Annotated in this window: 11 protein-coding genes and 3 tRNA genes; 11 read left to right on the top strand and 3 right to left on the bottom strand. The window is 55.6% G+C overall.

Annotation, left to right across the window (positions count from 1 at the left end; genetic code table 11):
- Positions 1-6 precede the first annotated feature (6 nt).
- Both asd and rsgA read right to left on the bottom strand, forming a co-directional pair.
- The gene (gene asd, locus PUP35_RS01930; RefSeq protein ID WP_115876634.1) at positions 7-975 is read right to left on the bottom strand and encodes an archaetidylserine decarboxylase; all 969 of its coding nucleotides are present in this window, start codon (positions 973-975) and stop codon (positions 7-9) included.
- A 97-nt stretch (positions 976-1,072) separates the two neighbouring features.
- A complete protein-coding gene (gene rsgA / locus PUP35_RS01935; protein ID WP_274241827.1) occupies positions 1,073-2,125 on the bottom strand; it encodes a small ribosomal subunit biogenesis GTPase RsgA in 1,053 nt (350 codons plus the stop codon).
- A gap of 107 nt (positions 2,126-2,232) precedes the next feature.
- Between rsgA and orn the strand changes: the two genes are divergently transcribed.
- From orn to PUP35_RS01955, 4 genes are all read left to right on the top strand, one after another.
- Positions 2,233-2,778: an oligoribonuclease gene (gene orn / locus PUP35_RS01940; RefSeq protein ID WP_023310130.1), complete on the top strand. Its 546-nt coding sequence runs from the start codon at positions 2,233-2,235 to the stop codon at positions 2,776-2,778.
- 196 nt (positions 2,779-2,974) lie between these two features.
- Positions 2,975-3,050, top strand: a tRNA-Gly gene (locus tag PUP35_RS01945).
- Between the two features lie 36 nt (positions 3,051-3,086).
- A tRNA-Gly gene (locus tag PUP35_RS01950) sits at positions 3,087-3,162 on the top strand.
- A gap of 36 nt (positions 3,163-3,198) precedes the next feature.
- Positions 3,199-3,274, top strand: a tRNA-Gly gene (locus PUP35_RS01955).
- 270 nt (positions 3,275-3,544) lie between these two features.
- Here the strand turns inward: PUP35_RS01955 and queG are convergent.
- Positions 3,545-4,684 carry a tRNA epoxyqueuosine(34) reductase QueG gene (queG, locus tag PUP35_RS01960; protein ID WP_274241828.1) on the bottom strand — a complete coding sequence of 380 codons (1,140 nt, stop codon included), beginning with the start codon at positions 4,682-4,684 and terminating at the stop codon, positions 3,545-3,547.
- Between queG and nnr the strand changes: the two genes are divergently transcribed.
- The 7 genes from nnr (at position 4,683) to hflX (ending at position 12,557) form a co-directional block, all read left to right on the top strand.
- Positions 4,683-6,206 (top strand): bifunctional ADP-dependent NAD(P)H-hydrate dehydratase/NAD(P)H-hydrate epimerase, encoded by a 1,524-nt coding sequence (gene nnr / locus PUP35_RS01965; RefSeq protein WP_274241829.1) that lies wholly within the window; start codon positions 4,683-4,685, stop codon positions 6,204-6,206. The genes queG and nnr overlap by 2 nt on opposite strands.
- A complete protein-coding gene (gene tsaE, locus PUP35_RS01970; protein WP_013095283.1) occupies positions 6,199-6,660 on the top strand; it encodes a tRNA (adenosine(37)-N6)-threonylcarbamoyltransferase complex ATPase subunit type 1 TsaE in 462 nt (153 codons plus the stop codon). The genes nnr and tsaE overlap by 8 nt, the downstream gene beginning before the upstream one ends.
- Positions 6,661-6,676: 16 nt before the next feature.
- Positions 6,677-8,008 (top strand): N-acetylmuramoyl-L-alanine amidase AmiB, encoded by a 1,332-nt coding sequence (gene amiB, locus PUP35_RS01975; RefSeq protein ID WP_143344560.1) that lies wholly within the window; start codon positions 6,677-6,679, stop codon positions 8,006-8,008.
- Positions 8,009-8,017: 9 nt separating this feature from the next.
- A complete protein-coding gene (gene mutL / locus PUP35_RS01980) occupies positions 8,018-9,862 on the top strand; it encodes a DNA mismatch repair endonuclease MutL (protein ID WP_274241830.1) in 1,845 nt (614 codons plus the stop codon).
- Complete coding sequence (gene miaA, locus PUP35_RS01985; RefSeq protein ID WP_025758256.1) at positions 9,855-10,805, top strand: tRNA (adenosine(37)-N6)-dimethylallyltransferase MiaA; 951 nt, start codon at positions 9,855-9,857, stop codon at positions 10,803-10,805. Before mutL ends, miaA begins: the two co-directional genes overlap by 8 nt.
- Before the next feature lie 85 nt (positions 10,806-10,890).
- Positions 10,891-11,202 (top strand): RNA chaperone Hfq, encoded by a 312-nt coding sequence (hfq, locus tag PUP35_RS01990; RefSeq protein ID WP_023334248.1) that lies wholly within the window; start codon positions 10,891-10,893, stop codon positions 11,200-11,202.
- A 74-nt stretch (positions 11,203-11,276) separates the two neighbouring features.
- Positions 11,277-12,557, top strand: a complete 1,281-nt coding sequence (hflX, locus tag PUP35_RS01995; RefSeq protein WP_023310136.1) for a ribosome rescue GTPase HflX — start codon at positions 11,277-11,279, stop codon at positions 12,555-12,557.
- Positions 12,558-12,584: the final 27 nt, after the last annotated feature.

The raw sequence follows: 12,584 nt of genomic DNA on the forward strand, positions 1-12,584 counted from the left end.
CTGTTGTTAGCCTTCGTCTTTTTTGTCGTCAACCAGCGGGCTGGCGTCGTGCTCGGCGTTGATCTCTTCCTGTGACAGCGGAGCAGGTTCTGCTTCCGGCGTCACGAAGGTTTCGGTAGAGACCGCCAGCGGCTGGCCCAGCTTGGTGACCGACAGGCTTTCGAGCTGTTCAGCCAGCTTCACTTTGCCCGGCGCAAACAGGTTGATCACGGTGGAGCCAAGCTTGAAGCGACCCATCTCCTGACCTTTTAGCAGGGCCACAGAGCCTTCCGCTTCACCGGCAGGCCAGGTCCAGCGTTTGATCACGCCTTCGCGCGGTGGGGTGATGGTGCCGGCCCAGACGGTTTCAATGCTGCCTACGATGGTTGCACCCACCAGAATCTGTGCCATAGGACCAAATTCAGTATCGAACAGACAGATGACGCGCTCGTTACGGGCAAACAGGTTCGGCACGTTCTGCGCGGTCAGGTGGTTGACGGAGAACAGATCGCCCGGGACATAAATCATTTCACGCAGGATACCGTTACACGGCATGTGCACGCGGTGATAGTCGCGCGGTGACAGATAGGTAGTGGCAAACGTACCGTTGCGGAACAGATCCGCCATCAGGTAGTTACCTGCCAGCAGAGCTTCCAGACTGTAGTTATGGCCCTTCGCCTGCAGGATTTTGTCGTCTTCGATGTTACCCAACTGGCTGATCACGCCGTCTGCTGGCATCACCAGGACGTTAGGATCGGTGTTCAGCGGGCGCACTTCGTCACGCAGCGGGCGCACGAAGAACTCGTTGAAGGTGCGGTAGCTGGCGGTGTCCGGCTTTTGCGCCTCTTTCATATCGACCTTGTAATATTTTACGAAAAGGTCGATGACCAGTTTGGTCAGCCAGCCTGCGCGTTTGCTCGCGCCCCAGCCCGCCAGGCGAGTGAGCCACAGTTTTGGCAGAATGTATTGAAGCGAAAGTTTAAATGCGTTTAACAAGGTAGCCTCCAGGCCATTGTTTTGTCGTTCCTGATCCGGCGTTAAGCCGCCGGAACCTGAAAAAAGGGGACGATTTTAGCGATGCTTAGCTTAGTTGTCAGTTATCAGAATCAGAAAAGTTTTTACGCGTTTTTACGTCTTCCATGCTCTCAAGAATACGGTGGTAATTCTCGAAGCGGGTTTCCGCGATCTCGCCTTTCCCAACCGCTTCACGGATAGCGCAGCCTGGGTCGTTATCGTGTTTACAGTCGCGGTATTTACAAGCGCCTAAATAATCATGGAATTCGACAAATCCGTTAAAGATTTGTTCCGGCTCAAGGTGCCACAAACCGAACTCACGCACCCCTGGGGAGTCGATCACGTCGCCGCCGTGCGGGAAATGATACAGACGCGAGGCGGTGGTGGTGTGCTGGCCCAGACCCGAGACGTTGGACACATCGTTAGTCAGGATCTCTTGCTGGAGGCCAAGCAGGTTGTTCAGCAGGCTCGATTTACCCACGCCGGACTGGCCCGCAAAGATGCTGATACGGTCGGTCAGCGCCTCTTCTAACGGCTTAAGGCCATCTTTGGTATGGCTGGAGACCATCAGCACGCGATACCCGATCTTACGGTAGATATCCATCTGCTCATTCACGAAGGCCATGCCGTCGTCATCCAGCAGATCGATTTTATTCAACACGATAATCGGTTCAACCTGCAGCGTTTCGCAGGCGACAAGGTATCGGTCGATAATGTTGAGCGAAAGTTCGGGTAAAATCGCCGAAACAATGACGATCTGGTTAATGTTGGCGGCAATTGGTTTTACGCCATCGTAGAAATCCGGGCGGGTGAGCACCGACGTGCGTTTATGCACGGCTTCAACGATGCCCTTAACCGTGACACCTTCAGCTGCCTCTTTACCCGGACGCCAGACCACGCGATCGCCGGTCACCAGGGAACGAATGGTCCGGCGGATATTGCAACGGTGAATGTCACCGTCGGCGGATTCGACATCGGCATGCATACCGAAACGGCTGATGACTACGCCTTCTGTCGCTTCACCAAACAGGTTGTCGTCATAATCCGGCTTCTCCGAAGTGGTTTTAAGACGGCGCTGGTGGTTGGCGTTTACGCGGCGCTGCTGCCCTTTGGAGAGTTTATTTTTACTCAATCGCGCTGGCTCCTGGTCGCCCGTAAGGGGCAAAACCTCTATGATACACTCTAATTAATACTAGTTAACCTGCTACTGCCGGTTATGCGAGAAGGGTGGAAAATAACATGAGCGCGGATGAAAACAACCTGATTTGGATCGATCTCGAAATGACCGGGCTGGATCCCGAGCGCGATCGCATCATTGAAATTGCAACTCTGGTGACGGACGCCAACCTGAATATCCTGGCTGAAGGGCCAACGATTGCGGTGCATCAGTCCGACGACCAGCTGGCTTTGATGGATGAATGGAACGTGCGTACCCACACCGGCAGTGGCCTGGTGGAGCGCGTGAAGGCGAGCACGTTCGGCGACCGTGAGGCGGAGCTGGCGACGCTTGAGTTCCTGAAACAGTGGGTTCCGGCAGGCAAATCCCCTATCTGCGGCAATAGCATCGGCCAGGATCGCCGTTTCCTGTTTAAGTACATGCCGGAGCTGGAATCTTACTTCCACTACCGTTATCTGGATGTCAGCACTTTGAAAGAGCTGGCGCGTCGCTGGAAGCCTGAAATCCTCGACGGCTTTAAAAAGCAGGGGACGCACCAGGCAATGGACGATATCCGAGAGTCCGTGGCGGAGCTTTCTTACTACCGCGAAAACTTTATTAAGCTGTGATTTTGCGATCCGGCGCCTTGCGTGGCCGGGTTTTTGTCGTTAAATTGTTCAGCTTGCCGATTTAATAAGCATTTGAACTTAATTTCGAAAAAATCGCTTTAAGGGGGGTTGCAGCTAAAAGGATTTCTCGTATAATGCGCCTCCCGTAACGACAGAGAATTACACGTTACGACAGCAACAAAAGCAGTGCAGATTTGCGGGAATAGCTCAGTTGGTAGAGCACGACCTTGCCAAGGTCGGGGTCGCGAGTTCGAGTCTCGTTTCCCGCTCCAAAATTTGAAAGTGCTTTCACAGCACAGACTGCCCAAGCGGGAATAGCTCAGTTGGTAGAGCACGACCTTGCCAAGGTCGGGGTCGCGAGTTCGAGTCTCGTTTCCCGCTCCAAAATTTGAAAGTGCTTCCACAGCACGGACCACCCAAGCGGGAATAGCTCAGTTGGTAGAGCACGACCTTGCCAAGGTCGGGGTCGCGAGTTCGAGTCTCGTTTCCCGCTCCAAATTCTTCTTCATCTCTAAAATATCCACAGCGAAAAGCGTCGCTGGGGGCGTTTTCTATTGTCTCTGAAATACTCTTGTGAACAGAGTTATCCACAGAAACTGCGCTTAACCGAAACAGGGTTAAAACTTAGCAGGGTGAATAATATCCTCATAACTCACTGTATTTAAAGTATAAAATTTGATTTCAAAATGTTATTGAGATCACTTGACCTCATCTCCAGCCCAGATGGCGCTTGAGTTTGTAATTTTATTCACAGGCTGTGAATAGTTCAGGCATCCCGCGAAAGCCCTTTTTCAATCACCCTCACCAGACGCTGTTTCTTCGGCAGCTGCACCTCGACAACGCAGGCATTACGTTTCTCAATTTGCTGCGCAATCGCCCACTCGATGTGCTCATCAAGAAGTGGGTGCTCACCTCGACGGCTTTCAAGCGCCCGTATATTCGCTTCCTCCCACGGGGCATTCCCCAGCGCGACGGCAACATTACGCAGCCAGCGCAAATGACCAATACGGCGAATGGCCGAACCCTCCGTCACTTTCAGGAACCATGCTTCGCTCCAGGCGAACAGTTCAATGAGCTGCGGCGCATGCAGAGCCTTACGCGGGCTGAAATCCTCTTCGTCCGTGAGCTGCGAATAGCGGTTCCACGGGCAGATCAGCTGGCAGTCGTCGCAACCGTAGATGCGGTTGCCAATAAGTGGTCGGAATTCCTCTGGAATGGCCCCTTCCAGCTCGATAGTGAGGTAGGAGATGCAGCGGCGTGCATCAACAGTGTAAGGCTCGACGATAGCACCCGTCGGGCAGATGGTCATGCAGGCCACGCAGCGCCCGCAGCCTTCTTCGACCGGGCCGTCTACCGGCAGCGGTAAATCAATCAGCAGTTCGCCCAGGAAGAAGAACGATCCGGCGTCACGGCTGAGGATAAGTGAGTGCTTACCTGTCCATCCAAGCCCGGCTTTTTCGGCGATCGGACGCTCAAGAATAGGCGCAGAATCGACAAAGGGTCTAAAATTCAGCGAAACACAGTGCTGCTGAATGGTTTCCCCGAGTTTTTTTAAGCGGTTACGCAAGAGCTTATGGTAATCACGACCCAAAGCGTACCGGCTGACGTAACCCAAAGAGGGATTTTTTAGCGTGCGCGCAAAGGCCGCGTTGGCGGGTAGATAGTTCATGCGCACGCTGATGACGCGTAATGTGCCCGGCAAAAGCTCGTGAGGACGGGCGCGCATCATGCCATGACGCGCCATCCATTCCATTTCGCCGTGGTATTGTTTGTCCAGCCAGGCCTGCAGTTTCGGCTCGCTGGCGGAAAGGTCGGTATCGGTAATGCCCACCTTCTGGAAGCCAAGCTCAGCACCCCACTGTTTTATTTTTTGCGCTAATTCATTGAGATCGAGGGGCTGTGACATGACGGACCATACGGTGAAGAAAAACCCCGCAAGTATACCACATTCCATCTGGCATGCGGATGACCTCCGGCGTGCCGAAAAAGAGGCCGCAGACAGCCTCGGGATTACCCTCTATGAACTGATGCTACGTGCGGGTGAGGCGGCGTTTAACGTTGCCCGCAGCGCGTACCCGCAGGCCGCTCACTGGCTGATTCTGTGCGGGCACGGCAACAACGGCGGTGACGGCTACGTCGTTGCCCGTCTCGCGGTGGCTGCGGGTATCCGCGTGACCTTGCTGGCTCTTGAAAATGATAAACCGCTGCCGGAAGAGGCCAGCGCGGCGCGGGAGGCATGGCTGAACGCAGGCGGTGTGATTCATGCGCCTGATATCGTCTGGCCAGAGGATGTTGATCTGATTGTTGACGGGCTGCTGGGCACCGGGCTGCGCAGCGCGCCGCGCGAAAATATTGCCGCGCTTATTGAACACGCTAACAGACATTCTGCGCCGGTAGTCGCCCTGGATATTCCCTCTGGCCTGATGGCACAAACCGGCGCGACGCCGGGGGCGGTGATTCAGGCGGCACATACGGTGACCTTCATCACCCTCAAGCCGGGGTTACTGACCGGTAAAGCGCGCGACGTCGTTGGCGTGCTGCACCACAATGCGCTGGGGCTGGAGAGCTGGCTGGCCGGGCAGGAAATGCGCCTCGCGCGTTTTGATGCGTCGCAGCTTGCAGCGTGGCTCCCGCCGCGCCGACCAACGTCCCATAAGGGCGATCACGGCAGGCTGGTGATTGTGGGAGGAGACCACGGTACGGCTGGTGCGATTCGTATGACGGGTGAAGCGGCTCTGCGCAGCGGTGCCGGATTAGTGCGAGTGCTCACTCGCATTGAGAATATTGCGCCCATAATCACCGCCCGGCCGGAACTGATGGTCCATGAGCTTACGCCCCAGGCGCTTGAAGAAAGCCTGGAATGGGCGGATGTGGTGGTGATTGGCCCCGGGCTTGGGCAGCAGTCATGGGGTAAACAGGCCCTGCAAAAGGTCGAGAATTTTCGTAAACCGATGCTGTGGGATGCCGACGCGCTTAACCTTCTGGCAATAAACCCGGATAAGCGTCACAATCGCATTCTGACACCACACCCCGGCGAAGCCGCGCGCCTGCTTAACTGCAGCGTGGCAGAAATTGAAAGCGATCGCTTACTTTCTGCTCAGCGTCTGGTAAAACGTTACGGAGGTGTTGCTGTTTTAAAAGGGGCAGGAACCATTGTCGCCAGTGATGAGATGCTGGGCATTATTGATGCCGGAAATGCGGGCATGGCGAGCGGCGGAATGGGCGATGTGCTTTCCGGCATCATTGGCGCATTGCTTGGACAGAAACTTCCCCTTTATGATGCAGCCTGTGCGGGCTGCGTGGCCCACGGTGTCGCGGCGGATAAACTGGCTGCGCGTTACGGTACACGCGGTATGCTGGCCACGGATCTTTTTTGCACGCTGCGGCGTGTTGTTAACCCGGATGTGATTGACGTAGAAAATGACTAATCGAGCGATTCCTTTACCTGATGAACAAGCCACTTTAGAACTCGGCAAGCGCGTGGCGCAGGCCTGTCAGGGGGCAACCGTCATTTATCTGTATGGTGATTTAGGTGCGGGTAAAACCACCTTCAGCCGGGGTTTTTTGCAGGCGTTAGGGCATAACGGGAATGTGAAAAGCCCAACCTACACGCTGGTAGAACCGTACACCCTTGAAAATCTCATGGTGTACCACTTCGATTTATACCGCCTTGCGGATCCTGAGGAGCTGGAATTTATGGGGATCCGTGATTATTTTGCCAACGACGCCATTTGCCTGGTGGAGTGGCCGCAACAAGGTGCGGGTGTGCTGCCTGACCCGGATGTCGAAATTCACTTAGATTACCAGGCTCAAGGGCGTGAGGCACGCATCAGTGCTGTTTCCTCATCAGGCAGTTCCTTACTGGCGCGTCTGGCCGGTTAAGCGTAGGGATGACGGGATGATAAATCGCGTTAAAGGTTGGGTGTTGGCTGCCACCGTGCTGCTGTGCGCGCAGGCCGGGGCGGCAAACCTCTCAGATATTCAGGTATCTAACGGCGAAAGCCAGGCCCGGATTACGTTCAGCTTTATGGGCGATCCTGAGTATGCGTTTTCACAGCCAGACAGCCACAGCGTGGCGCTGGATATCAAGCAGACAGGCGTGATCCAGGGATTACCGCTGCGGTTTAGCGGCAACAACCTGGTGAAAAGTATCCGTTCGGGTACGCCGCAGGATAGCCAGTCGTTACGCCTGGTGGTTGATCTGACCGAAAAGGGCAAAACGAAGGCGGTGAAGCAGCAAAACGGGGCGAACTATACGGTGGTCTTTACCATCAATGCCGACGCACCGCCGCCGCCGCCGGTCGTAGCGAAGCGGGTGGAAGAACCGGTGTATACGCCGCGTCCTGCTGAACCTGCGCGTAATCCGTTTAAATCGCAGAACGATCGCATCACTGCGGCAACCAGCAGCGATACGGTGACGCGTCCGGCGGCCAGCGCGCGACGCGCGACGGTCAGCGGTGACAAAGTGATTATCGCCATTGATGCGGGTCACGGCGGGGAAGATCCCGGGGCGATTGGTCCTGGCGGCACGCGAGAGAAAAACGTAACTATCGCTATCGCGCGTAAACTGCGTTCGCTACTCAATGACGACCCTATGTTTAAAGGCGTGTTGACCCGCGACGGGGATTACTTTATCTCCGTAATGGGGCGCTCGGATGTGGCGCGTAAGCAAAACGCAAACTTCCTGGTCTCCATTCATGCGGACGCCGCACCGAATCGTAGCGCCACCGGCGCCTCGGTTTGGGTGCTGTCGAACCGTCGCGCTAACAGCGAAATGGCCAACTGGCTGGAAGAGCATGAAAAGCAGTCTGAACTGCTAGGCGGTGCGGGCGACGTGCTGGCGAACAGCCAGTCCGATCCGTACCTCAGCCAGGCGGTGCTGGATTTACAGTTCGGTCATTCTCAGCGCGTCGGGTATGATGTCGCCACTAACGTATTGAACCAGCTGCAAAGCGTTGGCGTGCTGCATAAGCGTCGTCCGGAACATGCCAGCCTCGGCGTTCTGCGCTCGCCAGATATTCCGTCCATCCTTGTAGAGACGGGCTTTATCAGTAACAACGGTGAAGAGCGTCTGTTGGGAAGCGACAGTTACCAGCAGCAAATTGCCGAAGCGATTTATAACGGTTTACGCAAATATTTTGAGGCGCATCCTCTGCAGTCTGCGCCGCAGAGCGGCGCTGCCCAGACGGCCAGCGCAGCGCTGCCGGGTGAGATGACCGCGACCAACTAAGGAGAATTCATGCCGATTCAGGTTCTACCGCCGCAGCTCGCGAACCAAATCGCCGCCGGTGAGGTGGTGGAACGCCCTGCGTCGGTGGTGAAGGAGCTGGTGGAAAACAGCCTCGATGCGGGCGCAACCCGCATCGATATTGATATCGAACGCGGTGGCGCGAAGCTTATCCGCATTCGGGACAACGGCTGTGGCATTAAAAAAGAGGAGCTGTCGCTGGCGCTGGCTCGTCACGCCACCAGTAAAATCGCCTCTCTGGACGATCTGGAAGCGATTATTAGCCTCGGTTTTCGCGGTGAAGCGCTGGCCAGTATCAGCTCGGTTTCGCGTTTAACGCTGACCTCCCGTACCGCTGAACAGCAGGAAGCCTGGCAGGCTTACGCCGAAGGGCGCGACATGGATGTGACGGTCAAACCGGCGGCGCATCCTGTCGGGACGACGCTTGAAGTATTAGATCTCTTCTACAACACCCCCGCCCGACGCAAGTTTATGCGTACCGAGAAGACCGAGTTCGGCCATATCGACGAGATCATTCGCCGTATCGCGCTGGCCCGCTTCGATGTCACCATCAACCTCAGCCATAACGGTAAGGTGATGCGTCAGTACCGCGCGGTGGCGGAAGGCGGACAGAAAGAGCGCCGCCTGGGCGCTATCTGCGGGACGCCGTTTCTGGAACAGGCGCTGGCTATAGAATGGCAGCACGGCGATCTGGCTTTACGCGGCTGGGTTGCCGATCCAAACGCGAGCAGTGCTGCGTTTGCCGAGATCCAGTATTGCTACGTCAACGGCCGCATGATGCGCGATCGTCTTATCAATCACGCGATTCGCCAGGCATGCGAAGACAAGCTCGGGGCCGATCAGCAGCCTGCTTTCGTCCTTTATCTGGACATCGACCCGCATCAGGTGGATGTGAACGTTCATCCTGCCAAGCATGAGGTGCGGTTCCACCAGTCGCGTCTGGTTCACGACTTCATTTATCAGGGCGTGGCCGCTGTGTTGCAGCAGCAGGCAGCACCAACGCTGCCGCTGGAAAACGACGCTCCTGTACCGCGTCCGCTGCCCGAAAACCGTGTGGCGGCAGGGCGCAACCATTTTGCGGAGCCTGCCGCCGCGCGTGAACCGGAGACCCCACGTTTCTCCCCGGCAGGGAGCGCAACGCGTTCAACGGGCGCGAACTACCCGAATGCCCAGCCTGGTTATCAGAAGCAGCAGGGAGCGTTGTACCGCAAACTGCTGGAAACGCCAGCCGTGGAGCGTAAAGAGCACATTCCTGCCGCACAGCCTTCTCTGGACGGGCATAGCCAAAGTTTTGGCCGGGTGCTGACGATTATCGCGCCCGACATGGCATTGCTTGAGCGTGACGGCAAACTGATGCTTATGGCACTGCCGGTCGCCGAACGCTGGCTTAAACAGGTGCAGCTCACGCCTGGCGAAAATGCAGCCTGCGCGCAGCCGCTCTTGATTCCGGTTCGCCTGAAAATATCCCCTAATGAAACAAGCGTATTGCAGCGTGCAGAGCCGCAGCTGGCGCAGATGGGTATTGAAACTGTGCTCGAACCACAACATGTGACAATTCGTGCAGTGCCTTTACCCTTACGCCAACAAAATTTACAAAACTTGATTCCTGAACTGATAGGCTACCTGGCGCAGCAAACATCGTTTGATGCCGCCAACACCGCGCAGTGGATCGCCCGCCATCTGGCAAGCGAACACGCGCCGTGGAGCATGGCACAGGCCATCAGTGTGCTGGCTGAGGTTGAACGCCTCTGTCCGCATCTGGTGAAAGCGCCGCCGGGTGGGTTATTACAACCTGTTGATTTACAAACGGCGATGAACGCCCTGAAACATGATTGACGTAAGTAAGGCGAGCCTGCCTAAGGCAATTTTTTTAATGGGCCCAACGGCCTCCGGCAAAACGGCGCTAGCCATTGAGTTGCGTAAAGTTTTGCCTGTAGAGTTGATTAGCGTCGACTCCGCCCTCATCTACCGAGGGATGGACATCGGCACGGCGAAGCCTGACGCAGAAGAACTGCGCGCGGCACCGCACCGTTTGCTGGATATACTCGACCCGGCTCAGGCTTACTCCGCAGCGGATTTTCGCCGGGATGCCTTAGCCGAGATGGCAGAGATAACGGCGGCGGGGCGTATACCGCTGTTGGTTGGCGGAACCATGCTCTACTTCAAGGCGCTGCTGGAGGGGTTGTCACCTCTGCCATCCGCGGATCCGGAAATAAGAGCGAAAATTGAGCAGCAGGCGGCAGAGCAGGGTTGGGACGTTTTGCATCAGCAACTGGCGGAGATTGACCCGGTTGCCGCAGCGCGGATCCATCCAAATGATCCGCAAAGGCTTTCCCGGGCACTGGAAGTTTTTTTCATTTCGGGTAAAACTTTAACGGAACTGACGCAAACGTCAGGAGACGCTCTGCCGTATCAGGTGCATCAGTTCGCCATCGCCCCGGCGAGCCGTGAACTGCTCCATCAGCGGATTGAGCAGCGTTTTCATCAGATGTTAGCTTCAGATTTTGAAGCAGAAGTGCGGGCGCTTTTTGCCCGTGGAGATTTGCATACGGACATGCCTTCCATTCGTTGTGTGGGATACCGCCAGATGTGGTCGTATCTTGAAGGTGAGATTTCATACGATGAAATGGTTTATAGAGGTGTTTGCGCCACGAGACAGTTAGCGAAGCGCCAGATCACCTGGTTGCGCGGTTGGGAGGGTGTTCACTGGTTAGACAGTGAAAAACCGCAACAGGCGTTAAACGAAGTGATTGAGGTTGTTGGTGATATCGCTCACTGAATGTGTACAATTGAGGCGTATCGTGCGCAATTTTTCAGAATCGCAAGGTTCTAAGTACAAAACAAGCATATAAGGAAAAGATAGAATGGCTAAGGGGCAATCTTTACAAGATCCGTTCCTGAACGCATTGCGTCGGGAACGTGTTCCAGTTTCTATTTATTTGGTGAATGGTATTAAGCTGCAAGGTCAGATTGAGTCTTTCGATCAGTTTGTGATTCTGTTGAAAAACACGGTCAGTCAGATGGTCTACAAGCACGCTATTTCTACTGTTGTTCCGTCCCGTCCGGTATCTCATCACAGCAATAACGCTGGCGGCGGCACTGGTAGTAACTACCATCATGGCAGCAGCGCGCAGGGTTCTTCAACGCCGGCGCAGGACAGCGACGAGACCGAATAAGGTTTCGCACTGTTATCCACACGGGGAGCCAGGGATCCTGCGTTCCCCGCTGATCTTTTTAGAGAGGTTTACGCTTGTTTGACCGTTATGATGCCGGTGAGCAGGCGGTGCTGGTACACATCTATTTTTCGCAAGACAAAGATATGGAAGACCTCCAGGAGTTTGAATCTCTGGTCTCTTCCGCCGGTGTCGAAGCAATGCAGGTGATTACCGGTAGCCGTAAAGCGCCGCACCCAAAGTATTTTGTTGGTGAAGGTAAAGCAGTCGAAATTGCGGATGCCGTAAAAGCAACCGGCGCGTCAGTCGTGTTGTTTGATCATGCGCTGTCTCCAGCCCAGGAGCGCAACCTGGAAGCCCTTTGCGAATGCCGTGTTATCGATCGCACGGGTTTGATTTTAGATATTTTTGCTCAGCGTGCACGTACCCATGAAGGGAAACTGCAGGTTGAGCTGGCGCAGCTGCGCCATCTGGCAACGCGTCTGGTGCGTGGCTGGACACACCTTGAAAGACAAAAAGGCGGGATTGGTTTGCGCGGTCCGGGTGAAACCCAGCTCGAAACCGACCGTCGTTTACTGCGTGGCCGAATTACCCAGATCCTCTCACGTCTGGAACGTGTAGAGAAACAGCGTGAACAGGGGCGTCGGGCGCGCACCAAAGCCGACATCCCGACGGTGTCGCTGGTGGGCTATACCAACGCCGGTAAATCCACCCTGTTTAACCAGATAACTGAGGCCCAGGTGTATGCCGCAGACCAGCTGTTTGCGACCCTGGACCCTACGCTGCGCCGTATTGACGTTGCAGACGTCGGTGAAACGGTGCTGGCGGATACCGTAGGTTTTATTCGCCACCTGCCGCATGATCTTGTGGCGGCGTTTAAAGCCACCCTGCAGGAGACGCGACAGGCGACTCTGCTGCTGCACGTGATTGATGCAGCAGACGTGCGCGTGCAGGAGAACATTGACGCGGTGAATGTGGTGCTCGAAGAAATCGATGCTCACGAGATCCCAACGCTGTTGGTCATGAACAAGATCGATATGCTGGACGATTTCGAACCGCGTATCGACAGAGATGAAGAAAACAAACCAATTCGGGTCTGGCTTTCTGCCCAGACCGGTATTGGTGTGCCACTGCTTTTCCAGGCTTTGACAGAACGTCTTTCCGGTGAGGTAGCTCAGCACACGCTGCGACTGCCGCCACAGGAAGGCAGGCTGCGCAGCCGGTTTTATCAGCTTCAGGCGATAGAAAAAGAGTGGATGGAGGATGACGGCAGCGTGGGGATGCAGGTGCGTATGCCGATCGTTGACTGGCGTCGCCTCTGTAAACAAGAACCTGCGCTGGTCGACTATATCGTCTGATCAGAAAGGGGATGCCTGAATAATTCG

The sequence above is a fragment of the Enterobacter sp. S-33 genome (assembly GCF_028735835.1).
Lineage (GTDB): Bacteria > Pseudomonadota > Gammaproteobacteria > Enterobacterales > Enterobacteriaceae > Enterobacter > Enterobacter vonholyi.